The following is a 23,286-nucleotide window of genomic DNA, read 5'->3' on the forward strand; positions in this document are numbered from 1 at the left end:
CTTTAACCGAATGAAGCACTTCCGTCGGCTTTCAACCCGATACGACCGCAGAACCATTCATTTCAAAGGCGTCATCCATCTCGTTGCCGCTATGCTTTGGCTCCGATGAATGTCGATTCGTCCTAGGCCCCCATCGTCCAAAACAACATCAAGAGAACCGCCATCCCCGGCGATGGATAGCGTTGAAATCGTGGGCGATGGTGTTGACGAAATCCTCAACGCCTGAATATCCCAGCTGCTTAATTTGCTTCTCGTGCCGGTTCTTTATGTGGATGAGGCCCCACGCGTCGGTTCCGTTTCGAAGCCTGATCTTCCCGGGCTGCCGATGGATAGCTGCAGCGATTTCAGGCGTGATCTCTCCGAAATCAAGTGAGCCCTGGGGATTTGATACAAAGGTTTCAGGCGACCTTTTGGCGGCATTTTCTGATCCAAGGATTACATCCAGATCCGTGCTCGCTACTTCTTCTGACAGATCGGTCATCCCTTCCACGCCTGCGAAGCGGGGATCGAGAACCATGGCGGCATACCACGACTTCAGGTACCCTAACGAATGGCCATCATTCTAGGGGACACGCTGAGACATATCGATACGGAAAAAACTACTAAGCGACTGATAAACATTGATGAAATATGATGATCTGAGCCGTCCTGAAATCCTTGTATGACGGACACCCTCTCCGCCATTCGGGTTCAATAGTTCATATTTGCGAACGGCTGTCGTCGCTTACCTCTTGCCTCCAGCTTTTCGGAAGCACTTCGAGATCAGCGATGTCGGCGGGCTGATCCGTGACGTTCGTGGCTGGGTAAAGCCTGCCAGCCTCCAGCTTTAAATCATTTTAGCTTTGCCGCGTTAGTGCGCTTCCCAACGGATTGACCTGCCTCATCCAGCAATCGCCGGAAGCTTGGGCATTCCATATGTGAGGGCGCGCGGCAGTTGGCGACGTGGCGGAGTGTTTCACGCAGCGCGGTCAGTTCGTGAATCTGTCGGTCGATCTCGTCGGCCTTCTCGCGAAACACGTCGCGTGACAGTTCTGGCATGCCGTTTCGGCCGAACATGCCGGCAATTTCATCAAGCGAGAAGCCCGCCGATTTTCCCATTGCTATGAGCTTGAGTTGCAACAGCACCTCGGGCGGAAACTGCCGTCGCAGTCCATGCCGGGAAACCGAGGAAATCAAACCTTCCTCCTCGTAATAGCGCAGCGCGGAAGGCTTCATTCCGCTTCGTGCAGCAACCTCTCCGATATCCAGAAATTTCATGCTTGACCTCAAGTTGGCTTGAAGTGGCAGCCTGCTCTCGACCTGAATTCTAAGCAAGAGGGCATTATGATGGAACAGACGAAACCACGCTTATCAACGAATTCGCACGCAGGTATCACGATCACGCTGACACTCGCCATGCTGCTGGCGGCGCTCGGCACCAGCATTGCCAATATCGCCTTGCCCATGCTGGCGATAGCGTTCTCCGCGCCTTTTGCTCAGGTGCAGGCGGTGGTCGTCGCCTATCTCGCGGCCCTGACGGTTTCCGTTGTTATCGCCGGCCGGCTTGGCGACCGTTACGGACTGAAATCCATGCTTGTTTCAGGTTTGATCCTTTTCACTGTAGGATCTCTGCTCTGCGCGCTCTCGCCGAACCTGTGGCTGTTGATAGGCGCACGTCTCATACAGGGCGTCGGTGCCGCTTTTCTCATGACGCTCGCCATGGCTCTGACGCGTCAGATGGCAAAGGATGCGCGCATGGGGCGGGCCATGGGCCTGCTCGGCACTGTGTCTGCATTGGGAACAGCACTTGGTCCTGCACTCGGCGGCCTATTGATCCCCGTCACCGGGTGGCGCGGAATCTTCTGGGTGCAGATACCGCTGGCCCTTTTGGCGTTGATCCTCGCCGTCAAGATGCTGCCGGGTGACGGGGAAAAAGGAAAGACGCCGTCTGCAAGTATGTGGTCGGTGATGAACCGGAGCCTCCTGCCCAACCTTGTCATTAACATATTAGTCGCCGCGGTCATGATGACGACGCTTGTGGTCGGCCCATTCTACCTCAGCCTCGGGCTAGGACTGGAGGCAAGCCATGTCGGGTTCATCATGGCAGTCGGTCCGGTCGTTTCCATTCTAAGCGGCGTTCCGTCCGGCCGGATCGTCGACGCCTTGGGGAGCGGCCGCGTGCTTGTCATCGGGCTTATTCTGTTGGTTGCCGGAGCTTTTCTCCTGGCGTTCTTGCCAAACCTGACGGGCATCGTTGGCTATATATTGTCTATCGTTGTCCTCACTCCGGGCTATCAGCTGTTTCAGTCCGCCAACAATACGGCCGCACTGGCGGATGTATCCAAGGACCGGCGCGGCACGGTTTCCGGCATCCTCAACCTGTCGCGCAACATCGGCCTGATCGCGGGTGCATCGTTGATGGGGGGCATTTTCGCTCTTGCTGTCGGGACCGGGGAGTTCACCACCGCCTCCGCTTCAGCCATCGGCGCCGGGATGCGGCTGACCTTCCTGTCCGCCGGCGGGATGATGCTGGTTGCTATTGCTATTGCCGTGGCCTTCGGACACCGCAATTCCGCTCCAACTTCGATTTGATCGCCTTGCCTGGGTAATCGGCGCCTGGACCGCCGATTGCCATATGGACTGGATGACGTTCATGACGTCATGGCCTGCGGCTAAGTCCCGCATTCGTCATCGTTCCGATCGTCTACGGCCTTTTGAACGCCTTCGTGATCTCCGCTTTTCTTCGATATGGCGTTTTACAGAAGCTCCCTTTTCAGGAGGATCTCGAGCCAGTCGGCGAAGACCTGCAATCTGCGGGAAAGATGCCGGCGATGCGGGTAAAGCAGCGTCATAGGCATGGGTTCCGCCCGGTGATGCGGCATGACTTCCACCAGTTCGCCGGCGTCAAGATGTTCCCGGACATCATAGGCCGGGATCTGTATGAGGCCGAGGCCGGCGAGGCAGCATGCGATATAGGCTTCCGCACTGTTGACGGTAACGCGACCATGCAAGGGCATCGTCCGTAGCCCGCCATGCTCGAGCCATTCCCAGTCCTCGACCCTACCGGTGGACGGCGACGCGTAGTTGACGGCGGAGTGGCCGGCGAGGTCGTCGGGAGTGCTCGGGATACCGTGCCGTGCCAGATAGCCGGGGCTCGCGACGTTGAGCAGCGGCAGCTTGCCGATCGGTCTTGCGATCAGGCCTGAATCGTCGAGCGGCCCGACCCGCAACACGCAATCGATGCCATCCTCGACCAAGTCCACGGCACGGTCGGTGACGCCGAGATCCACATGGATCTGCGGATATCGATCGAGAAAATCCGGCAGTGCTGGCGCGATGATCAGCCGCCCTATCCTGCCCGGCACGTCGATCCGGAGCCTGCCCGACGGTTGCGCGGCCGTCTGCTTGAACAGGTTTTCCGTATCCTCGACATCGGACACGACCCGTTGGCACCTGTCATAGAAGACGAGCCCGTCCTGCGTCGGCGAGACCTTGCGGGTGGTGCGATGGAGCAGGCTTGCCCCGACGCGGCCCTCCAGTTCCTGGACGGCTGCCGAGACGGAGGAACGCGGGATGCCGAGTGTATCCGCGGCACGGGTGAAACTCGCGCAGTCGACGACGCGCATGAAGATGCGAAACAGGTCGATACGGTCCACGATTCCACGCTCCAATTGGTCGGATTCTCTGACAAGTGATGTCAGACGTCCGCGCTTTATCGGGAATTTCTAGACGATATCTTCCCTTGACGAAAGCGATCAGTCGGACCGCGAAGAGGCAAAGGAAGCATTCCATGGCAACCCATAGTATCAAGGGCAAGACCGTCATCATCGGTGGCGGCGCAAAGAACCTCGGCGGCTTGATCGCCCGAGATTTTGCCGCAAACGGCGCGAAAGCCGTCGCTATTCATTACAACAGCCCCGCAACGAAGGCCGATGCCGAGGCAACGGTCGCGGCGGTGAAGGCGGCCGGCGCCGAAGCTGCTGCCTTTCAGGCCGACCTCACCACGGCGGGCGCAATGGAAAAGCTGTTCGCCGATGCGGTCGCCGCCTTCGGCAAGCCGGACATTGCGATCAATACCGTCGGCAAGGTGCTGAAGAAGCCGATCCTCGACATCTCCGAGGCGGAGTATGACGAGATGAGTGCGGTGAATGCCAAGACGGCCTTCTTCTTCCTCAAGGAAGCCGGACGCCACCTCAATGACAACGGCGCCATTGTCACGCTGGTGACATCGCTGCTCGGGGCCTTCACGCCCTTCTACTCGAGTTATGCCGGCACCAAGGCGCCGGTCGAGCATTTCACCCGCGCAGCGGCCAAGGAGTTCGGCGACCGGGGCATCTCGGTGACGGCAATCGGCCCCGGCCCGATGGACACCTCGTTCTTCTACGGCCAGGAAAGCGCAGATGCGCAGGCCTACCACAAGAGCGCCGCAGCGCTGTCGAAGTTCTCGAAGACCGGTCTGACCGATATCGAGGACATCGCTCCCTACATTCGCTTCCTTGTCACTGAGGGATGGTGGATGACCGGCCAGACCATTCTCGTCAACGGTGGTTACACCACGAAATGACGACATCGGCGCCCTGTCCCGGCGGTCGGGGCGCCGGTCTCGGAACTCGTCGATCATGATCCCGCGCCGTCAGCAAGAGGACGGGCGAAGTCCGGGTTCCCTAGGCCTTTCCCACAGCAGCAATCTCTTCCTTGTGAAGGAGGTTGGCGTCCTCGTCGAGGAAGGTTGCCGTGGCTTTGTCATCACCGAGTTCCACCAGCATGAAGCCAAGTTGCGAGGCCGAGAACGTATCGCCGGCGTGTTTGCCGATGGGTCTCGTTCGGGAACCTGCGCCCGAAACCAGATAGGTAACCGGCCCCTGCCTGATGGCTTCGAGATCGTGATCGTGGCCGCTCATGTAGATCTGAGCGCCGTATTTTTCCATCAGCGGCTTGACCCGCTCGACCATGATGGCCGTGTCGCCATGCTCTCCGCCTGAGAAGATCGGGTGATGCCCGACAAGGATCTTCCATTTCGCCGTACTTCTGGCGAGGGAGGCCTCCAGCCAGGCAAGCTGTCTTGCCGGGTCCCGTTCCAGACCCGTCATCCGATTCCACCAGGATTCCTCCCTGAGCGGTTCCGTATCGAGGAAGAAGAAATCCACCGACGCCGACGGCGTTACCGGCTTGCTGATGCTGTAGTAAACGGCCGGCATGGTCCAGCGCCTGCTCTTGGCGCTGTAGTCGATCTGTGCCTGAACGCTGCCGGTATGGTCGTGATTGCCGAGCACCACATACCATGGGCACTGCAATGAAGGCGCCGAATAAATGTTCTCGAACGCGTTTTGCCAAAGAGTGTCGGATACGTCCTTGACGCCTGTCTCGTAGAAATTGTCGCCGGCCGAAATGACGAAGGAGATCTTCGCCTGCTCCGCTACCTTGGCCATGGCGCCCGCAACCTTCAGCGCACCCGCATGGTTGTCGGGTTCGCCCCAGTCACCGACCACGAGGAAAGACAGTCCGCCAGCGGATTGCGCGTGAGCAATCGGCAATCGGGCTCCGTTCGTAACGAAAAGGCCTCCGGCTCCGGCCAGCAGGGAACGGCGGCTGAATTGCATGGGCGATTGTCTCCGAAAGGCGTATTTTCCGCGATACTTATACTAGCTGTTTCGCTAAAATAATGTCGAATTCTTGTTTGCGGCCTGTCCGTCCTCTGGCACATATGCGGGCGAGACACCAAATGCTATAAGGAACAGTCGCCGGTCGCTCGCGGTGGGTCGTGGGCAGGGATGCCACAGCCTGAACGAGTTTTTGCCGATAGCCGAGGGTCAGGTCAAATGCGTGCCATCGTCATCGTCATTATCGCTTCGGTGCTGAGCATCCTGGTGATCAAATATTCCAACAATCAGATTGGACAGTCCGAACTCCTCGCCTCGCCCATTCAAACGGCCGGGCCTCGATAGATCTTTTGCCCGAGCACAACATGCCGGCTGGATCACGGCAATCTTCAAGATAATGAGCGATTGTATCGCATTTTAGCGAGTGATTTAGGTGCGTTGGAACCGGTTCGGTCATAATCACGGTGTTGCTCGAACCGCAGGGGCAATGCAAAGAAATGAGAGCCATCTTCATCGTGCTGATCGCTTCGGTGCTCAGTATCCTGATCTTCAAATATTCCGACAATTCGCTTGGAAACGGTGAATTGATGGCCTCGCCCCTTGGGGTCTCTTCGCGCTCCTGAACGCATTGCGTTTGCGTGCTGTCAGCCCATGAATGTCTTCAGCCATTCCGGCGAGAGCCTTTCTTCCAGTTCGGTCGCAACGGCGTCGAGAGCCATTTCGACCCCTTCCCGATAGTTCTGTCCCCCGCCGTCGATGCCGAAACTCGCAAGCAAGCGGGCGCGATAGATGTCGCTCGAAAACAATCCGTGCAGATAGGTTCCGCTGATCTGACCGTCTGTGGAAATCGCACCGTCAGGTCGTCCGTCGATGGCGACCGAAGGGCGCGAGCAATCCGGCCCACGGGTGATGCCGAGATGGATCTCGTAGCCAGAAAGCGGCGCGTCATATTCGATCGACCGGGCGAAGCTGTTTCGCACGGTTTTTTCCGGCGCCATTTCCGTCTCGATGTCGAGCAGGCCAAGCCCCGGCACAGACCGGCTCTCGCCTTCCAGACCCAGCGGATCGGAAACGACGCGGCCGAGCATCTGGTAGCCGCCACAAATGCCGATCACCCGTCCGCCGCGTCGCACATGTGCGGCAAGATCGTTCTCCCAGCCTTGTGCACGAAAATCCTCAAGGTCGCCGATCGTCGCCTTCGAACCGGGCAGGATGACGAGACCCGCATCGGCAGGCAGGCGCTCTCCCGGCCTGACGAAGACCAGTTCCACCTGGGGTTCTGAGGCCAGCGGATCGAAATCGTCGAAATTGGCGATGCGCGACAGCACCGGCACCGCGATCTTCAACGCCCCTGCCTTGCCTTCCGCCAGTCGTTCGAGAACGACCGAATCCTCCGCTGGCAGCCGTCCCGCGGCCTTCAGCCATGGAATGACGCCGAAGCATGGCCAGCCGGTGAAGCGGCCGATCGCCTCTATCCCATCGGAAAACAGCGAGATGTCGCCCCTGAACTTGTTGATGATGTATCCGGCAATCTGCTGCCGGTCCTCCTCCGGAAGGATCGTATGCGTGCCGACCAGGGAGGCGATCACGCCGCCGCGGTCGATATCGCCCACCAGCACGACCGGAATATCCGCGCGTCGGGCAAAACCCATATTGGCGATGTCGCCCGCCCTCAGGTTGATTTCCGCAGGCGACCCCGCGCCCTCGACGATTACGAGGTCTGCGCCGCGCCGCACATGTTCGTAGCTTTCCATCACGGCGTCGAGGAGTTGCGGCTTGAGCCGCTGGTAATCCCTGCCCTTCGCCTGCCCGAACACCCTGCCCTGCACGATGATCTGGCTGCCGGTTTCGGACTGGGGCTTCAACAGAACCGGGTTCATGTGGACGGAGGACGGAACCCGGGCGGCCATGGCCTGCAGCCATTGCGCTCGCCCGATCTCCCCACCGTCATCGGAAACGGCGGCGTTGTTGGACATGTTCTGCGGCTTGAACGGCCGCACCTTCAGGCCGCGGTTCGCGGCAAGCCGGCAAAGTCCTGCCACCAGTATCGTCTTTCCGACATCGGAGCCGGTTCCCTGCAGCATGACGGCCTTGCTCATCGCGTCTCTCTTTCGTCTCTCGCAAATCGCAAAGTCATTGTTCTGCCATGTTTTAGCCGGGCATTCGCGCCGAATGTTAATGCTGTGACTGCGCTGCGACAGCTTGCCGCCGGGGATGATCGTTCACTTGTCATTTTGCGACACGGAATGGCGGCCCCAGCCACAACGGCGCGATCAAAGAGGATTATGAGCCAGAGCGAAAAGACAACACAAGGCCGAAAGGCCATGAGTCCGGAGGACATCCAATGCTTTATATCGTGCAGAACAACAATGGTCTGAACATTGCCTGGAACGGCCGCGCTCCGAAGAAGCCCTCGCTCCTCCATTGGGAAGAACTTTTTCCGCGGATCACGATGGCGACCCGCCGCAATGGTCGGTCCAAGTAATCGGAAACTGATGATAATGCGGATCGCCCGTCAGGCGGTGCGGATGAAAAAAGCGGCGCAATCTGAGAGTTGGCGCCGCTTTTTCAAGAACTTTGGCGCCCCGGTACGCAAAACCAGATCCGGGGCGCGGGCGGTAAAAACGCACCGCGTACAATGAGAAATAGCGACCGCAGGTTACCCAAGCGTTATTTTTCACGATCTCTTTCAGTTTTTTTCTCTTTTTTTGCAGCCGCGCGTTGAATGCTCAAGCACGGCGAAAATGCCGTTAGTGGGACAGATAAGGTCTCTTTTCGCAGCGCATTTCCGAGCCCCTCTGTTCTCCGACGAGCTGCCGCCTATCCATTGGGCGCTGGGCCGCGCTTTGTGACGGCAATTTGGAGCAAAATGAGGCGTTACAATGGGTTGCGGCGGGCATGTCATGTCCGCGAGCGCCTTGCGGGAGGTTGATTTCTTTTCGGGAACTCGTAGGCTGCCTTCAGTTGCCCTACGGCTTGAACGGGCTGCACCCATAAGGTTGCGCCCCAACGACAATCGCCGAGGCCGCTATGCGGAAGCCCTGCCGTTCTTGACCCGGCTGTGCGACCGGCCCTCTCGCTATTGGCCTGATCGGGATCCGCAGTAGCCCGACATGCCCGTCCAGAAAGCTGCAAGAGATTAAGACTGGGAGGTCTTAAATCATGAAGAAGCTCCTTGCCTCCACCATCCTCGCCGCCGGCCTTTATGCTGCGGCTGGATCCGCTCAGGCTGCCGAGTGCGGCGATGTTTCCATCGCGGAAATGAACTGGGCATCGGCGGGCGTTGCCGCCTATGTCGACAAGATGATCCTTGAAAACGGCTATGGCTGCAACGTGACCGTCGTCACCGGCGACACCATGCCGACCTTCACCTCGATGAACGAGAAGGGCGAACCGGATATCGCTCCGGAACTCTGGGTCAACGCCGTGCGCACGCCGCTTGATGCAGCAATCAAGGAAGGTCGCCTGCTCCAGCTTGCTCCGCTGCTCAGCGACGGTGGCGTCGAAGGCTGGTGGATTCCGAAGTTCCTCGCCGACGCGCATCCGGACATCAAGACCGTGCAGGACGCGCTGGGCCATCCGGAGCTCTTCCCGGCACCGGAAGATCCGTCCAAGGCCGCTATCACGAACTGCCCGTCGGGCTGGAACTGCCAGATCTCGACTGCCAACCTCTACAAGGCGCTTGGTGCCAAGGAAAAGGGCTTTGAGCTGATCGATACGGGATCCGCTGCAGGTCTCGACGGTTCGATTGCCAACGCCTTCGAAAAGAAGACCGGCTGGCTTGGTTATTACTGGGCTCCGACCGCCATCCTCGGCAAGTATGAGATGGTGAAACTGTCCTTCGGCGTAGAGAACGACAAGGCCGAGTGGGACAGGTGCACCGCCGTTCCTGATTGCGCCGATCCGAAGGTCAACGCCTATCCCACGTCCGACGTCTTCACGGTCGTGACCAAGAAGTTCGCCGAAACCAACACCGTCGCCGTCGACTATCTGAAGACCCGTAAGTGGGACAACCAGACCGTCGGCAAGGTGCTCGCCTGGATGGACGAAAACCAGGGTACCAACGAGGATGCCGCAAAGCACTTCCTCGAAAACTACGGTGACATGTGGACGACCTGGGTAAGCCCCGAGGTCGCTGCGAAGGTCAAGGCCAGCCTCTGATCTCTAAGATATTTGTGACGGGCGCGAGGTGCGCCCGTCCAGTCTTGCTTCGCAGGCGCATATGCCGCTTACCGCCATTCAGGCGCCTGCAAGGTCGCAGACAGCACGAATTCCCGTTTGGGAATCCTCTAAGCAATTGTCTGTGGTCTTTCCCGTTTTTCGCGGCGGTCGCGAAAAGGCGGTAAGGTTCCCGATACGTGGAACCACCCGTCGCTTGGATGGGGTAAAAAAGGGGAACAAGATGGCTTCAGCTATTTGCAGTTACCTCCCGGAACTGCTCTGTAGATTTCCGTCGATAGACGAAAATCTCATGCGCGAATTCAAGAAGACGGTTGATATCGGCTTCAAGGCTTTCGTGCGCAACTACACCAATTTCATCGACGTGGTGAAACAGCCGCTTCAGTGGTTCCTGAACTCGCTGGAGTCCTTTTTCGTCAACACGCCGTGGTTCATCATCCTTGCCCTGATGGTTGCGATCGTCTGGCTCGCCAGCCGGAACATCAAGATCACCATCGGCGCCGCCCTGTCGATGATGGCTATCGGTCTCGTTGGCCTCTGGCAGGACACCATGGTGACGCTGTCGATGGTCACCGTCTGTACGTTGATATCGATCGTGATCGGTATTCCGGTCGGCATCCTGATGGCTCGCTCCGACCGGATCCAGGGTGTCGTCAATCCGGTGCTCGACGTCATGCAGACCATGCCGACCTTCGTTTACCTCATCCCGGTCGTCATGATCTTCGGCATCGGCAAGGTGCCGGGCCTCATCGCGGTGATTATCTACGCGGTTCCGCCAATGATCCGCCTGACCAATCTCGGTATCCGGCTGGTCGACAAGGAAGTGCTGGAAGCCGCCGATGCCTTCGGCTCCTCCCCCGGACAGAAGCTCAGGAACGTGCAGATCCCGCTGGCGCTCCCGACCATCATGGCGGGCATCAACCAGACGATCATGATGTCGCTCGCCATGGTCGTGGTGGCTTCGATGATCGGTGTGGGCGGTCTCGGCAAGAACGTTTTGCAGGCGATTGCCAACCAGTTCTTCACCATAGGCTTCCTGAACGGTTTCTCGCTGGTCGCAATCGCCATCATCTTCGACCGGACGAGCCAGGCCTATGGCAAGAGGCTCCAGAAGCACACGGAGGTCGTCCATGGCTAGTCAGGGCATTGAAATCCGCGGCCTTTACAAGATTTTCGGTCCCCGCGGCCGGGACTATATCGAGGCCGTCTATCGCGGCATGAGCAAGACTGAGCTGAACGGCACGCATGGACATGTCCTTGGCCTCAAGGACATCAACATCTCGATGCCGGCTGGCGGCATTACCGTCGTTATGGGCCTCTCGGGTTCGGGCAAGTCTACCCTCATCCGCCACATCAACCGGCTGATCGACCCCACGGCCGGCGAAGTGCTCTATGACGGCGTCGATATCTGCCGGATGAACCAGCAGGAACTGCGGGAGTTCCGCCGCCACAAGACGGCCATGGTGTTCCAGAAGTTTGCCCTTTTGCCGCACCGCACCGTTCTGGAAAACACGCTTTACGGTCTCGATATCCAGGGCATCGATCGTTCCGTCAGTGAAAAGACCGCCCGGCACTGGATCGATCGCGTCGGCCTGTCCGGCTTCGAACGGCATTATCCCAACCAGCTTTCCGGCGGCATGCAGCAGCGTGTCGGTCTCGCCCGGGCGCTGACCAACGATGCAGACATTCTCTTGATGGATGAGGCGTATTCGGCTCTAGACCCGCTGATCCGCGTCGACATGCAGACGGTTCTGCTCGACCTGCAGCAGGAACTGAAAAAGACGGTTGTCTTCATCACCCACGATCTCGATGAAGCGCTCAGGCTCGGAGACAAGATTGCCATCCTTCGCGATGGCGAGGTCGTCCAGCAGGGCAGCGGACAGGAGATCGTGCTGTCGCCGGCCGATGACTACATCACCGCCTTCGTGAAGGAGGTGAACCGCGGCCGCGTCATCCGGGTGGCGACCATCATGTCGCCGCTGGCTGGTCCTCCCCAAGGTCCCGCTCTGGAGGCAAATGCTGTGCTGGAGTCTGCCGCGCAAACGATGACGGCTGCCGGCCAGTCCGTCGCCCATGTCGTCGATACGTCCGGCCAGCCGATCGGATCGATCGACCTGCAGGCGATCATCGCATCGATGGTGACACCGAGCAGCCATCTCGATCAGCCTATCGCCGCCGAGTAGTCGTCGGCGCGGTAATTGGCAAATCGCAGGCCCCGTCCGCTCCGCGCGGGCGGGGCTTTTTCGGTGAGGCCATTGAAGTGATATAAAGATTTCTTTATATGGAAATGAAGCTACGATCAGAGGACAAGACCATGGCGACCGCCACCAATCCGCTTTCCGCACTCCTTGCCGAAAAGGGCGTCCTGCTCGCTGACGGCGCAACCGGCACCAACCTCTTCGCCATGGGGCTTGAAGCAGGCGAAGCGCCGGAGCTGTGGAACGAAAGCCAGCCGGAGAAGATCGTCAAGCTGCATCAGGATTTTGTCGACGCGGGCGCGGACATCATCCTCACCAACTCCTTCGGCGGCACGCGTCATCGCCTGAAACTGCACAAGGCCGAGGATCGGGTCTTCGCGCTCAACAAGAAGGCCGCTGAAATCGCCCGTTCCGTCGCCGACAAGGCACCGCGCAAGGTTATCGTTGGTGGCTCCGTGGGACCGACGGGCGAGTTGTTACAGCCGCTCGGTGCGCTGACTTACGAAGACGCGGTTGCTGCCTTCGTCGAGCAGATGGAGGGTCTCAAGGCCGGCGGTGTCGATGTCGCCTGGATCGAAACCATGTCGTCGCCCGAGGAAATCCGCGCGGCTGCCGAAGCGGCGGTCAAGGTTGGTCTCCCATATATCTACACCGGTTCCTTCGATACGGCGGGTCGCACGATGATGGGCCTCGATCCCAAGAACATACACGGCGTGGCGAAGGATATCGGCGGTGGCCCGTTGGCCGTGGGCGCCAATTGCGGCGTCGGTGCGTCCGATATTCTGGCAAGCCTGCTCGACATGACGGCGGCAGATCCGTCGGCAACGGTCATCGTCAAGGGCAATTGCGGCATCCCGGAATTCCGCGGTTCGGAGATCTTCTATTCCGGTACGCCGCCGCTGATGGCCGACTATGCGACGCTGGCCCGCGACGCCGGTGCAAAGATCATCGGTGGCTGCTGCGGCACGTCCTGCAACCACCTTGCGGCCATGCGGGCGGCACTCGACAGCTACACGCCGGGTCCCCGCCCGACCATCGAGACCATTGTCGAGCGCATCGGACCGTTGCGCAACAAGACGGCTTCCCAGTCGGGCGAACAGGAAGGCAGCCGGCGCAATCGCCGCCGCGGGTAAGCTATCGACCAGCATTGACGCCGGTTCGTCCGGCGTTAATGCGTCACAGCAGGGGCGAGCGGCAAGGCTCGGGCAATGTTGGGATGGTCTTCAGCTGTCAATATCGCCTTCAACCTGCCAGCAAGAGAGGGAGACAGGTCCATGTCCGCCCAGCACACGTCCTTCCCGGATCGCGAGACCGTTGCCGACAAGTTTTCGACCTTGAACGAGGCCGACCAGAGCTTCCTTGCATTGCTTTTCGAGAACCCGCAACAGGACGAATGCCTGCTTGAGGGCATGCAACTCTATCTCGAACGGGCGACCGAAGCCCGTTTTCTGAACAGTCTGAAGCTCGAGCGCTCGGGCGAATGGACCGGCCTGCATGCGCCGGCGCGGCTGCAGATCCGGCTGATGGAAGCGGCGCGGTCGAGCCAGCACCCGGCTTACGCTGCTTTCCGCACCGGCCTGACGCGCTCGGGCGGCCTAGAGCGGGCTTATCCCAAGGCCGCCGTCTAAGCGCTCCCGGGCCGTCGCAGCATTGTTTTGAAAGACGGCGCTGTCCCGCGCAAGTATCCGTAGATGGAAACTGGCGCTCCTTTCGCGCATTACCAAGAATTCACTTCAATCTCGCAGGCGACTGTGGGACACAGCGTAAGACGCGCGAAGCAGTGATGGCATGCTGATCTGTAGTTGACCGACGACGATTTCTGCGAGGAATTGACACGGGTCAATACCGGCGACGCGGTTTCATTTGATACCAGCACGCGAGACAACGAAGACGGATCGGAAATGAGCAGCGACGATAACAGCACCAAGGCTAATCAATCCTCTGGCGACAGTGGCGATCTCGCAGCCATTCTTGCTTCCGGTGGCGCGCGGAAGAAAGGCAGTCGCTGGCTCTGGAGGGCCGCTGCGATCGTCGTCCTCGTCGGTGCTGGCTATGGCTATTACGTCTACAGCAGCGAGGCGACAGCCTACACTTACGCTACCTCGCCGGCCACAAAGGGAGACCTGACCGTTCTCGTGACCGCGACGGGTTCGGTCGAGCCGACCGTTCAGGTGGATGTGTCGAGCGAACAGTCCGGCACTGTGCGCGAGGTGCTGGTCGACTATAACAGCACGGTCAGGAAGGGCGAGGTGATCGCCCGTCTCGATACCGCCCGTTTCGAGGCGGATGTGAAAAGCGCCGAAGCCGCCCTGCTCGCGTCCAATGCTGCCGTTGCCAAGGCGGAAGCCGACATGAATTCGGCACGGGTTTCGATGGAGCGCCAGAAGACCCTCGTCGGTAATCGTGTCTCCACCCAACAGGATCTCGATTCTGCGCGCTACAACTACGAGGCGGCGGTTGCGACGAAGGCAAGCGCCGAGGCCAATGTACAAGCGGCCGAGGCTTCACTCGAACAGTCGAAGGTGACCCTGGCCAAGGCAACGATCATGTCGCCGATCGACGGTATCGTGCTTTCGCGCGATGTCGATCCGGGCGCCACGGTGGCCGCCTCCCTGCAGGCGCCGACGCTTTTCAAGATCGCCGGCGATCTCCGCAAGATGGAATTGCAGGTCGATATCGATGAGGCCGATGTCGGTCAGGTGGCCGTCGGCCAGCAGGCGACCTTCACCGTCGATGCTTTCCCCGACAAAAGGTTTCCTGCGGAAATCACCCAGATCCGCTATGCCTCCGAAACGATCAACGACGTCGTCACCTACATGGGCATCCTGACGGTGCGCAACGACGACCTGCTGTTGCGTCAGGGCATGACTGCCACGGCCGACATCGTGGTGCAGGCGATCAGGGATTCGCTTCTGGTGCCGAATGCCGCCCTGCGTTACACGCCGCCGGAAAGCCTTGGGGCAAGACGCCAGAGCAGCAGCATGTTCAGTCTGTTTCGTCCGCCGCGCATGGGATCGATCACCGCACCGGAACCGGCCGGCGGCGAGCGCACGGTCTGGGTCATGCGCAACAACGTGCCGACCGCGGTCAATATCGAGATCGGCGCCAGCGACGGCCAGAATACTGTCGTCACCAAGGGCGATATTTCCGAGGGCGACAAGCTGATCATCGACGCCACGGCGAAGAGCGGTTGAGGGCGGCCGATGGCAACCCCTCCCCTCATCCAGTTCAAGCAGATTTCGAAGACCTACGGGCGCGGAGAGGCGACGATCCGGGCGCTGGACCGGATCGACCTGATCATCGAGAAGAATGAATTCGTGGCGATCATGGGCCCTTCGGGGTCGGGCAAGTCGACGGCCATGAACATTCTCGGCTGGCTGGATGTGCCGACATCAGGCGAATATCTGTTCCAGGGCATCTCGACGTCAGGGCTGGACCGCAGCCAGCACACGCTCCTGCGCCGCCACATGCTGGGTTTCGTGTTCCAGGGCTTCAATCTGCTTGCCCGGACCTCGGCGGTTGAAAATGTCGAACTGCCACTGGTCTATCGTGGCATGGAGGCACGTCAGCGCCGACGCCTTGCCGAAAGCGCGCTGGCTAAGGTCGGGCTTTCGGGGCGCGAGCATCATACCACTCAGGAACTCTCCGGCGGCCAGCAGCAGCGCGTCGCGATCGCAAGGGCAATCGTCACCAGCCCCGCCGTCCTGCTGGCCGACGAACCGACCGGCAATCTCGACACGAAGACCAGCCGCGAGATCATGGAGCTGATCACCGGCCTCAACCGCGATCAGGGCATCACGGTCATCATGGTCACCCATGAGGACGATATCGCTGCCTATGCCGGGCGTAACCTGCGTTTCGTCGACGGACATCTCCACAGCGACAGCTTGAACGGAGTTCATGCCGATGTTCCTTGAAACAGTGAAACTCGCCTCGAGGGCGATATTCCGCAACATGCTGCGCTCATTCCTGACGGTTCTCGGCGTCGTCATCGGCGTTGCCGCGGTGATTGCCATGGTGACCATCGGCAACGGCACGACGGCCCAGGTCACGGCAGAAATCTCGAAGCTTGGCACGAACCTCCTGTTCGTCCGCCCCGGCCAGTTCGGTCCGGGGCGGGCCAGCACGGATGCCAGGAAATTCAACGAGCGAGACATTCAGGCGATCAAGGATCAGATCGGTGGCCTTCGGGCGGCCACCGGCATCAACCAGTCAACCCAGACCGCGATCTACGGCGGTGAAAACCACTCGACCACGATCACCGGCACGACCGGCGATTATTTCATCGCACAGGACTGGGATCTCGCAAGCGGTCGCACCTTCCTCGTGTCGGAAGAGCGCGGTGGGCAGGCTGTCTGCGTCATCGGCGAAACAATCCGCCGGGAATTGTTCGGCTCCACACCGGCTCTGGAGAAGAATATCCGCGTTGGCGCCATCTCTTGCCAGGTGATCGGCGTTCTCGCAAGGAAGGGCCAAAGCGGCATGGGCAATGACCAGGATGACATCGTCGTCATGCCGCTAAAGGTCTTCCAGCGCCGCATCAGCGGATCGAGCGATGTGTCGAGCATGATCCTGTCGGCCCGCGACGGTGTCTCCACGTCGAAGGTTCAGGCCGATGTCGAGCGTCTCTTGCGTGAGCGGCGCAAGATCATTGCCGGCCGTCAGGACGATTTCACCGTCAACGACATGACCCAGATGGCGGCAACACTCACCGGCACGACGACGCTGATGACCGGCCTGCTCGGCGCGGTCGCTGCCGTCAGCCTTCTCGTTGGCGGCATCGGCATCATGAACATCATGCTGGTCTCGGTGACCGAGCGAACCCGTGAAATCGGCATTCGTCTGGCGATCGGCGCACTTGAAAAGCAGGTGCTGATGCAGTTTCTCGTCGAGGCGGTGACGCTCTCGCTCGCCGGCGGGATCATTGGAATCCTGCTCGGTCTCGGCCTTGCCTATGCCGCCGTGAGCTATATGAGCGTTCCCTTCGTCGCAAGCCCCTCGATCATTCTGCTCGCCTTCGCCTTCTCGGCGGCGATTGGAATGGTCTTCGGCTATTTCCCGGCAAGGCGGGCGGCACAGATGAATCCCATCGAAGCGCTCCGGCACGAATAGGCAGCTTGCATTCGAGGAGCCGTGGAGTTCCACGGTCCCCTGCCCGCCAATTCGTGTCAGTTGGTGGTCGCGAGCTGCGCGAACTGGGTCATGACCATGGCCGCACCCGCAAGCCGCTTGTCCGGTGTCGGCAGGTCGCGGGTGAGGAATACGCTCTGGTCCGGGCGAATCTTCGCCATGGTGCCCTGCTTGGCAATGAATCCGACCAGTGCGGCGGGGTTCGGGAATTCCTTGTTGCGGAACTGCACGACCACGCCTTTCGGACCGGCTTCCAGCTTCTCGACATTGGCCTTGCGGCAGAGCGCCTTGATGTAGACGACCTTGAGCAGGCTCTGGACTTCGGCAGGCAGTGGTCCGAAACGGTCGATCATTTCCGCGCCGAAGGCGTCGATATCGCCGAGTTCGTTGAGTTCGCCGAGACGACGATAAAGGCCGAGGCGCAGATGCAGGTCCGGTACATAGTCGTCCGGTATCATGACCGAGGTGCCGACGGAGATCTGCGGCGACCAGCCGGTATCCGCCACCTCGTCCACGCCCTTCACTTCTGCGACAGCCTCCTCCAGCATCTGCTGGTAAAGCTCGAAGCCGACTTCCTTGATATGGCCGGACTGTTCCTCGCCGAGCAGATTGCCCGCACCGCGAATGTCGAGGTCATGGCTTGCAAGCTGGAAACCGGCACCGAGCGTGTCGAGCGACTGAAGCACCTTGAGGCGTCTTTCGGCCGTCGTCGTCAGCACCTTGTTGACCGGTAGCGTGAGCAACGCGAAGGCACGTACCTTTGAGCGTCCGACGCGACCGCGCAGCTGATAGAGCTGCGCCAGCCCGAACATGTCGGCGCGGTGTACGATCAGTGTATTGGCGGTCGGCACGTCGAGACCGGATTCGACGATGGTAGTCGACAGCAGCACGTCGTACTTGCCGTCATAGAAGGCGTTCATGATGTCTTCGAGTTCACTCGCCGGCATCTGGCCGTGCGCAATGGCGACCTTCAGTTCCGGCACGTCGGACTGCAGGAACGCCTGGATATCGGCAAGATCGGCAAGCCGCGGGCAAACGTAGAAGCTCTGGCCGCCGCGATAATGCTCGCGCATCAGCGTCTCGCGGATGACGAGCGGATCGAAGGGCGAGATGAAGGTCCTGACCGCCATGCGGTCGACCGGCGGCGTGGTGATCAGCGAAAGCTCGCGCACGCCGGTCATGGCAAGCTGCAGCGTTCGCGGGATCGGTGTCGCCGAAAGCGTCAGCACATGCACGTCGCTCTTCAGCTCCTTCAGCCGCTCCTTGTGCTTGACGCCGAAATGCTGCTCCTCGTCGATGATGAGAAGTCCGAGATTGGCGAACTGGATGCCCGCGCCGAGCAGCGCATGGGTGCCGACCACGACATCGGTCTTGCCTTCCGCAACCTCCTTCTTGACGAGGTTCAGCTCTTTCGTGCCGACCAGACGGGATGCCTGCTGCACCCGGATCGGCAGGCCGCGGAAGCGCTCTGAGAAGGTCTTGAAATGCTGGCGGGCAAGAAGCGTCGTCGGAACCACGACAGCGACCTGAATGCCGTTCATCGCGGCGATGAAGGCTGCGCGCAACGCCACCTCAGTCTTGCCGAAGCCGACGTCGCCGCAGACCAGCCGGTCCATCGGCCGGCCGGCGCCGAGATCGCCGCGCACCGCTTCGATGGCGTTCAGCTGGTCTTCCGTCTCGTCATAGGGGAAACGGGCGGCAAATTCGTCGTAAAGGCCTTCCTGCGTCGTCAGCACCGGGGCGGTTCGGGTCATGCGTTCGGCGGCAACCCGGATCAGGGCGCCCGCCATGTCGAGCAGCCGCTTCTTGAGCTTGGCCTTGCGCATCTGCCATGCGCCGCCACCGAGCTTGTCGAGCTGCGCGTCGCTCGCTTCCGAGCCGTATCGCGACAGAAGGTCGATGTTCTCGACCGGCAGGAACAGCTTGGCATCGTCGGCATATTGCAGCTCGAGGCAGGCATGCGGAGCGCCGACAGCCTCGATGGTGCGAAGGCCGATGAAGCGGCCGATCCCGTGTTCGGCATGAACGACGATCGAGCCTTCGTCGAGGCCCGCCACTTCCGAAATGAAGTCGGCGGCCCGCTTGCGCCGCTTGGAACGGCGCACCATCCGGTCGCCGAGAATGTCCTGCTCGCCGACGACGACAAGATCGCCGGCCTCGAAACCACCTTCCAGGCTGAGAACGGCCGTTGCCGCCTCGCCCTTCTTCAGGCCGTCGATGTCCTTGAGGGCGGAGATCTGCCTGAGATTGGCAAGCCCGTGTTCGCCAAGCACCTGCAGCAGGCGGTCGAGCGAGCCTTCCGACCAGCCCGTGATCAGCACTTTGGAGCCTGATGCTCTCTTGTCGGCGATGTATTTCACCGCCTGATCGAAGACGTTGGTCCGCGTCTGCCCGTCGCCCTCTCCGGCCTCGACCGCATTCTTCGCCCAGCGTGGACCAGAACGAGCAGGTATCTCGATCACCCTGCGGGCTTCGCCATCGTGTTCGGCAAAGGGCGTGAGCCGCAACGGTTCATGTGCATCCAGCGTACGGGCGAATTCGCCGGCGCCGAGATAGAGCCTGTCAGGCGGCACGGGCTTGTAGGGTGTGCCCTGCCCCAGATGCCCCTTGCCGGGCGTGCCGGAATTCGCCCGCGCCTCGTAATAGTCACGGATCAGCTTGGCGCGCTCTTCCGCCGCTTCCTTCACGGTATGGTCCGTGACGATGCGGAAGCCGCGGAGATAGTCGAATACCGTTTCCAGATGATCGTGGAACAACGGCAGCCAGTGTTCCATGCCGGCGTAGCGGCGCCCCTCGGATACGGCCGAATAAAGCGCATCGTCGCGGGTGGCCGCGCCGAACAGCGAAAGGTAGTTCTTGCGGAAACGGCTGATGCTTTCCGGCGTCAGCGTCACTTCGCTCATCGGGTTGAGATCGAGGGAACGCGCCTGCCCCGTGGTGCGTTGACTGGCCGGATCGAAGAAGCGGATGCTTTCGAGCGTATCTCCGAAGAAATCGAGGCGGACCGGCTCCTCCGAGCCCGGTACGAAAACGTCGAGAATACCACCGCGGACGGCGAATTCCCCGACCTCGCGCACGGTCGGCACCCGGTCGAAGCCATTGCGCTCGAGCCTTGCGGCGATATCGTCCATGCGCACCTGATTGCCGGGCCGGGCCGAAAAGGCGAGATGCTCGATCACGTCCGCCGGCGCAAGCTTCTGCAGCATGGCGTTGACGGTGACCAGAACGATGGCCGGATGCGGTTTTTTCGCATGTGCGATCAGCCCGGAAAGAGCCGCGAGACGCCGGGCCGAGACATCGGCCGAGGGCGATACGCGGTCATAGGGAAGGCAGTCCCAGGCGGGCAGCGTCAGAACCGGAATGTCCGGCGCGGCAAAGCCCAGCATCTGCTCGATGTCGGCCATGCGCTGGCCGTCCGACAGCACGTAGGCGACCGGCTGTCCCTGCCGCGCAATTTCGGCGATCAGGAATGCGACCATGCCATCCGGCACATGCGAGATCGTCAGTCCGGATTTGGCCGCGGCGATCGTCTTGGCATCGAGAAGCGAGATCATTACGGGCGTCCGGCGGTATCCATGGTGACTGGCGAGAAATCCGGGCGACAGGCCATGATTCGTTCGAAGAGCGGGGTCTTCAGGTGATCGGGAACCGGCGCGGCCTCGGTGATCCACTTGATCAGGTCCTGATCTTCCTCGGCCATGATGCGTTCCAGTTCGTCGAGCGTTGCCTCGTCCATCGTGCCGATTTCCGCTTCCGCGAACTGTCCGAGCATCAGATCCATCTCGCGAATGCCGCGATGCCAGCAGCGAAACAGAATGCGCCGGCGGCGCGGATCGAGATCGGCACTGCTGAGGATCAATCCTGTCATGTCGAAACACCTTCCTGTTGATGCGCCTCTATAGCCGCTCGATCGGGAAATGTCAGCCTTGCCAAGGCGGTAATTCTCGGGCCATTTTGGCGCCCATCATGCGGCCAGCGCTTCTCGATCCCCTGTTCTCCTCCGTAGCCTCGCTTTCCGGCGTTGGGCCCAAGCTTGCGCAGTTGCTGGCGAGCCTGCTCGGCAGGGAGGATGCCGAGGACGCGCGCGTCGTCGATCTCCTGTTTCTTGCGCCCCATCGGCTGATCGACCGTCGCAACCAGCCGGGTATCGCGCTTGCCCCGCAGGGCGCCATCGTCACTGTCACCGGCCGTGTCGACCGACACCAGCCGCCGCCTCCCGGAAAGTCGAACATGCCTTATCGCGTGTTCCTGCACGATGCGACCGGCGAACTGGCGCTGACCTTCTTCCGCGCCAAGGGTAACTGGCTGGAAAAGGCGCTGCCGATCGATGAGGAGGTCATCGTCTCCGGCAAGATCGACTGGTTCAACGGCCGCCCCTCGATGGTCCACCCCGACGTCATGATGAAGGCGAGCGAAGCGGAGAACCTTCCGCTCGTCGAGCCGGTCTATCCGCTGACGGCTGGCCTGTCGCCCAAGGTGCTGCGCAAGGCGGTGGAGCATGCGCTGGACCGCGTCCCCGACCTGCCGGAATGGGTGGATCCCGCTTTGACCGTCAAGCAGTCCTTCCCGACGCCAAGGGAAAGCTTCCGGCAGTTGCATCATCCGCGCGATGCGGCCGATGTCGATCCGCAGGCTCCTGCCCGCCGCAGGCTTGCCTATGATGAGTTCCTCGCAGGTCAGGTATCGCTGGCGCTCGTCCGCCAGCGCCTGCGCAAGGTGCCCGGCACGCCCGTCCGTCCGAGCGGCGAACTGTCGTCGAAAATATTGGCCTCCCTGCCCTTTTCCCCGACCCGCAGCCAGACGGAGGCGATTGGCGATATCCTCAAGGACATGGGCTCGGATACCAGAATGCTGCGCCTACTGCAGGGTGATGTCGGCGCAGGCAAGACGCTGGTGGCCCTGCTTGCCATGGCGGCCGTGGTCGAAAGCGGCGGACAGGCGGTGCTGATGGCCCCGACGGAAATCCTCGCGCGCCAACATTATGCGACGATCTTGAAATTCGGCGCTGCCGCAGGCCTTCGCATCGAGGTTCTGACCGGCCGCACCAAGGGCCGCGAGCGCGACGCGATCACCGAACGCATCGCCTCGGGCGAAGCCCAGATCGTCATCGGCACCCATGCGCTCTTTCAGGATACGGTCAGCTACAAGAACCTCATGCTGGCGGTGGTTGATGAACAGCATCGCTTCGGCGTGCATCAGCGCCTGCGGCTGACCGCCAAGGGCATCTCGCCCCACATGCTGGTGATGACGGCAACGCCGATCCCGCGCACGCTGGTGCTGGCCGCCTTCGGCGATATGGATGTGTCGAAGCTCACGGAGAAACCTGCCGGCCGCAAGCCGATCCAGACGGTGACCGTATCGAGCGAACGCACCGGCGAGATCGTCGACCGGCTGCGCGCCGCAATTGCCGATGGAAAAAAAGCCTACTGGATCTGCCCGTTGGTCGAGGAATCCGATGTTTCCGACCTGATGTCGGCCGAGGAGCGCCATGCGGTGCTTTCGAAAGCCATCGGCGCGCCTATCGGTCTCGTCCATGGCCGCATGGGCGGCCCGGAAAAGGATGCGGCCATGCTTGCCTTCAAGTCGGGCGAGACCCGCCTGCTGGTCGCGACCACGGTGGTCGAGGTGGGCGTCGACGTTCCCGATGCGACGATCATGGTGATCGAGCATGCCGAGCGTTTCGGTTTGGCGCAGTTGCATCAGCTCCGCGGTCGCGTTGGCCGCGGCGATGAGGCATCGACCTGCATCCTGCTCTACAAGGGACCGCTCTCGGAAAACGGCCGCGCCCGTTTGTCCGTGCTGCGCGACAGCGAGGACGGATTCCTCATAGCGGAGGAAGACCTGAAGCTGCGCGGCGAAGGCGAGTTGCTGGGTACAAGGCAATCCGGCACACCCGGCTTCAAGATCGCCAGCCTAGAGGCCCATGCCGATTTGCTCGAGATCGCCCGCAAGGACGCGAGTTATCTGCTGGAGCGCGATCCGGACCTTACCTCCGAGCGTGGCGAGGCGGTGAGGACCCTGCTCTACCTGCATCGGCGTGACGAAGCGATCAGGTTCCTGCGAGCAGGATGATGTCCTGAAAGTGTTGCAACTCAGCCATCGGGCAATTCGGTGAGATCGGGAAAAAGCAATAAGAGCCATATACGATTGGTTTAATAATGTAGGAATACAACCCATTCACTGACGTTATGAAAAAGGGC

At 60.7% G+C, this 23,286-nt stretch carries 21 protein-coding genes and 1 pseudogene; 15 read left to right on the top strand and 7 right to left on the bottom strand.

From position 1 onward, the window contains the following. A pseudogene (locus NBH21_RS23185) lies at positions 1–109 on the top strand (IS5-like element ISNeu3 family transposase); the annotation flags it as partial. A 39-nt stretch (positions 110–148) separates the two neighbouring features. Here NBH21_RS23185 and NBH21_RS23190 read toward each other — a convergent pair. Together NBH21_RS23190 and NBH21_RS23195 are read right to left on the bottom strand one after the other, a co-directional pair. After that, positions 149–517, bottom strand: coding sequence for a hypothetical protein (locus NBH21_RS23190; protein WP_250916395.1), 369 nt, complete (start codon positions 515–517; stop codon positions 149–151). A 314-nt stretch (positions 518–831) separates the two neighbouring features. After that, entirely contained in the window at positions 832–1,257 is a 426-nt protein-coding gene (locus tag NBH21_RS23195) for a helix-turn-helix domain-containing protein (protein WP_250916394.1), read from the bottom strand. 69 nt (positions 1,258–1,326) lie between these two features. On the opposite strand from NBH21_RS23195, the gene NBH21_RS23200 reads away from it, so the two are divergent. After that, positions 1,327–2,571, top strand: a complete 1,245-nt coding sequence (locus NBH21_RS23200) for an MFS transporter (protein ID WP_252759589.1) — start codon at positions 1,327–1,329, stop codon at positions 2,569–2,571. Between the two features lie 164 nt (positions 2,572–2,735). On the opposite strand, the gene NBH21_RS23205 is transcribed toward NBH21_RS23200, so the two are convergent. Continuing rightward, positions 2,736–3,635, bottom strand: a complete 900-nt coding sequence (locus NBH21_RS23205) for a LysR family transcriptional regulator (protein ID WP_250916392.1) — start codon at positions 3,633–3,635, stop codon at positions 2,736–2,738. Positions 3,636–3,769: 134 nt separating this feature from the next. On the opposite strand from NBH21_RS23205, the gene NBH21_RS23210 reads away from it, so the two are divergent. Beyond that, positions 3,770–4,543: an SDR family oxidoreductase gene (locus NBH21_RS23210; protein WP_250916391.1), complete on the top strand. Its 774-nt coding sequence runs from the start codon at positions 3,770–3,772 to the stop codon at positions 4,541–4,543. 100 nt (positions 4,544–4,643) lie between these two features. Here NBH21_RS23210 and NBH21_RS23215 read toward each other — a convergent pair whose 3' ends face one another. Then, positions 4,644–5,579: a purple acid phosphatase family protein gene (locus NBH21_RS23215; RefSeq protein WP_250916390.1), complete on the bottom strand. Its 936-nt coding sequence runs from the start codon at positions 5,577–5,579 to the stop codon at positions 4,644–4,646. Positions 5,580–5,798: 219 nt separating this feature from the next. Here NBH21_RS23215 and NBH21_RS26130 point away from each other — a divergent pair, with 219 nt between their 5' ends. Further along, the gene (locus NBH21_RS26130; protein WP_257791095.1) at positions 5,799–5,924 is read left to right on the top strand and encodes a hypothetical protein; all 126 of its coding nucleotides are present in this window, start codon (positions 5,799–5,801) and stop codon (positions 5,922–5,924) included. 152 nt (positions 5,925–6,076) lie between these two features. Then, on the top strand, positions 6,077–6,202 hold the full coding sequence (locus NBH21_RS26135; RefSeq protein WP_280925025.1) for a hypothetical protein: 126 nt from the start codon (positions 6,077–6,079) through the stop codon (positions 6,200–6,202). 21 nt (positions 6,203–6,223) lie between these two features. Here the strand turns inward: NBH21_RS26135 and NBH21_RS23220 are convergent, their stop codons facing one another. Beyond that, positions 6,224–7,678, bottom strand: coding sequence for a cobyric acid synthase (locus NBH21_RS23220; protein ID WP_250916389.1), 1,455 nt, complete (start codon positions 7,676–7,678; stop codon positions 6,224–6,226). Positions 7,679–7,923: 245 nt separating this feature from the next. On the opposite strand from NBH21_RS23220, the gene NBH21_RS23225 reads away from it, so the two are divergent. The 9 genes from NBH21_RS23225 (at position 7,924) to NBH21_RS23265 (ending at position 17,068) form a co-directional block, all read left to right on the top strand. Beyond that, positions 7,924–8,064 carry a hypothetical protein gene (locus tag NBH21_RS23225; RefSeq protein WP_250916388.1) on the top strand — a complete coding sequence of 47 codons (141 nt, stop codon included), beginning with the start codon at positions 7,924–7,926 and terminating at the stop codon, positions 8,062–8,064. A gap of 677 nt (positions 8,065–8,741) precedes the next feature. Then, entirely contained in the window at positions 8,742–9,740 is a 999-nt protein-coding gene (locus NBH21_RS23230) for an ABC transporter substrate-binding protein (protein ID WP_250916387.1), read from the top strand. A 241-nt stretch (positions 9,741–9,981) separates the two neighbouring features. Next, on the top strand, positions 9,982–10,896 hold the full coding sequence (locus NBH21_RS23235; protein WP_250916386.1) for an ABC transporter permease: 915 nt from the start codon (positions 9,982–9,984) through the stop codon (positions 10,894–10,896). Next, positions 10,889–11,941, top strand: a complete 1,053-nt coding sequence (locus tag NBH21_RS23240; protein WP_250916385.1) for a quaternary amine ABC transporter ATP-binding protein — start codon at positions 10,889–10,891, stop codon at positions 11,939–11,941. The genes NBH21_RS23235 and NBH21_RS23240 overlap by 8 nt, the downstream gene beginning before the upstream one ends. Positions 11,942–12,072: 131 nt before the next feature. Next, positions 12,073–13,089, top strand: a complete 1,017-nt coding sequence (gene bmt, locus NBH21_RS23245) for a betaine--homocysteine S-methyltransferase (protein WP_250916384.1) — start codon at positions 12,073–12,075, stop codon at positions 13,087–13,089. 141 nt (positions 13,090–13,230) lie between these two features. Then, positions 13,231–13,584 (top strand): hypothetical protein, encoded by a 354-nt coding sequence (locus tag NBH21_RS23250; protein WP_250916383.1) that lies wholly within the window; start codon positions 13,231–13,233, stop codon positions 13,582–13,584. 273 nt (positions 13,585–13,857) lie between these two features. Further along, positions 13,858–15,150, top strand: a complete 1,293-nt coding sequence (locus tag NBH21_RS23255) for an efflux RND transporter periplasmic adaptor subunit (protein WP_250916382.1) — start codon at positions 13,858–13,860, stop codon at positions 15,148–15,150. 9 nt (positions 15,151–15,159) lie between these two features. Next, the gene (locus NBH21_RS23260; RefSeq protein WP_250916381.1) at positions 15,160–15,873 is read left to right on the top strand and encodes an ABC transporter ATP-binding protein; all 714 of its coding nucleotides are present in this window, start codon (positions 15,160–15,162) and stop codon (positions 15,871–15,873) included. After that, positions 15,863–17,068 (top strand): ABC transporter permease, encoded by a 1,206-nt coding sequence (locus NBH21_RS23265; protein ID WP_250916380.1) that lies wholly within the window; start codon positions 15,863–15,865, stop codon positions 17,066–17,068. Before NBH21_RS23260 ends, NBH21_RS23265 begins: the two co-directional genes overlap by 11 nt. 56 nt (positions 17,069–17,124) lie before the next feature. On the opposite strand, the gene mfd is transcribed toward NBH21_RS23265, so the two are convergent. Both mfd and NBH21_RS23275 read right to left on the bottom strand, forming a co-directional pair. Continuing rightward, the gene (mfd, locus tag NBH21_RS23270; protein WP_250916379.1) at positions 17,125–20,640 is read right to left on the bottom strand and encodes a transcription-repair coupling factor; all 3,516 of its coding nucleotides are present in this window, start codon (positions 20,638–20,640) and stop codon (positions 17,125–17,127) included. After that, complete coding sequence (locus tag NBH21_RS23275) at positions 20,640–20,954, bottom strand: succinate dehydrogenase assembly factor 2 (RefSeq protein WP_250916378.1); 315 nt, start codon at positions 20,952–20,954, stop codon at positions 20,640–20,642. The genes mfd and NBH21_RS23275 overlap by 1 nt, the downstream gene beginning before the upstream one ends. 98 nt (positions 20,955–21,052) lie before the next feature. Between NBH21_RS23275 and recG the strand changes: the two genes are divergently transcribed. Beyond that, positions 21,053–23,158 carry an ATP-dependent DNA helicase RecG gene (gene recG, locus NBH21_RS23280; RefSeq protein WP_250916377.1) on the top strand — a complete coding sequence of 702 codons (2,106 nt, stop codon included), beginning with the start codon at positions 21,053–21,055 and terminating at the stop codon, positions 23,156–23,158. Positions 23,159–23,286 lie beyond the last annotated feature (128 nt).

This window comes from Ciceribacter sichuanensis (assembly GCF_024055605.1).
Taxonomy (GTDB): Bacteria; Pseudomonadota; Alphaproteobacteria; order Rhizobiales; family Rhizobiaceae; genus Allorhizobium; species Allorhizobium sichuanense.

Coding starts and splice junctions, on each gene's coding strand:
- NBH21_RS26135 (WP_280925025.1), top strand. CDS start 6,077: ATGAGAGCCATCTTCATCGTGCTGATCGCTTCGGTGCTCAGTATCCTG.
- NBH21_RS23225 (WP_250916388.1), top strand. CDS start 7,924: ATGCTTTATATCGTGCAGAACAACAATGGTCTGAACATTGCCTGGAAC.
- NBH21_RS26130 (WP_257791095.1), top strand. CDS start 5,799: ATGCGTGCCATCGTCATCGTCATTATCGCTTCGGTGCTGAGCATCCTG.
- NBH21_RS23210 (WP_250916391.1), top strand. CDS start 3,770: ATGGCAACCCATAGTATCAAGGGCAAGACCGTCATCATCGGTGGCGGC.
- mfd (WP_250916379.1), bottom strand. CDS start 20,640: ATGATCTCGCTTCTCGATGCCAAGACGATCGCCGCGGCCAAATCCGGA.
- NBH21_RS23215 (WP_250916390.1), bottom strand. CDS start 5,579: ATGCAATTCAGCCGCCGTTCCCTGCTGGCCGGAGCCGGAGGCCTTTTC.
- NBH21_RS23190 (WP_250916395.1), bottom strand. CDS start 517: ATGGTTCTCGATCCCCGCTTCGCAGGCGTGGAAGGGATGACCGATCTG.
- NBH21_RS23265 (WP_250916380.1), top strand. CDS start 15,863: ATGTTCCTTGAAACAGTGAAACTCGCCTCGAGGGCGATATTCCGCAAC.
- NBH21_RS23220 (WP_250916389.1), bottom strand. CDS start 7,678: ATGAGCAAGGCCGTCATGCTGCAGGGAACCGGCTCCGATGTCGGAAAG.
- NBH21_RS23195 (WP_250916394.1), bottom strand. CDS start 1,257: ATGAAATTTCTGGATATCGGAGAGGTTGCTGCACGAAGCGGAATGAAG.
- NBH21_RS23260 (WP_250916381.1), top strand. CDS start 15,160: ATGGCAACCCCTCCCCTCATCCAGTTCAAGCAGATTTCGAAGACCTAC.
- NBH21_RS23235 (WP_250916386.1), top strand. CDS start 9,982: ATGGCTTCAGCTATTTGCAGTTACCTCCCGGAACTGCTCTGTAGATTT.
- NBH21_RS23200 (WP_252759589.1), top strand. CDS start 1,327: ATGGAACAGACGAAACCACGCTTATCAACGAATTCGCACGCAGGTATC.
- bmt (WP_250916384.1), top strand. CDS start 12,073: ATGGCGACCGCCACCAATCCGCTTTCCGCACTCCTTGCCGAAAAGGGC.
- recG (WP_250916377.1), top strand. CDS start 21,053: ATGCGGCCAGCGCTTCTCGATCCCCTGTTCTCCTCCGTAGCCTCGCTT.
- NBH21_RS23255 (WP_250916382.1), top strand. CDS start 13,858: ATGAGCAGCGACGATAACAGCACCAAGGCTAATCAATCCTCTGGCGAC.
- NBH21_RS23240 (WP_250916385.1), top strand. CDS start 10,889: ATGGCTAGTCAGGGCATTGAAATCCGCGGCCTTTACAAGATTTTCGGT.
- NBH21_RS23275 (WP_250916378.1), bottom strand. CDS start 20,954: ATGACAGGATTGATCCTCAGCAGTGCCGATCTCGATCCGCGCCGCCGG.
- NBH21_RS23250 (WP_250916383.1), top strand. CDS start 13,231: ATGTCCGCCCAGCACACGTCCTTCCCGGATCGCGAGACCGTTGCCGAC.
- NBH21_RS23230 (WP_250916387.1), top strand. CDS start 8,742: ATGAAGAAGCTCCTTGCCTCCACCATCCTCGCCGCCGGCCTTTATGCT.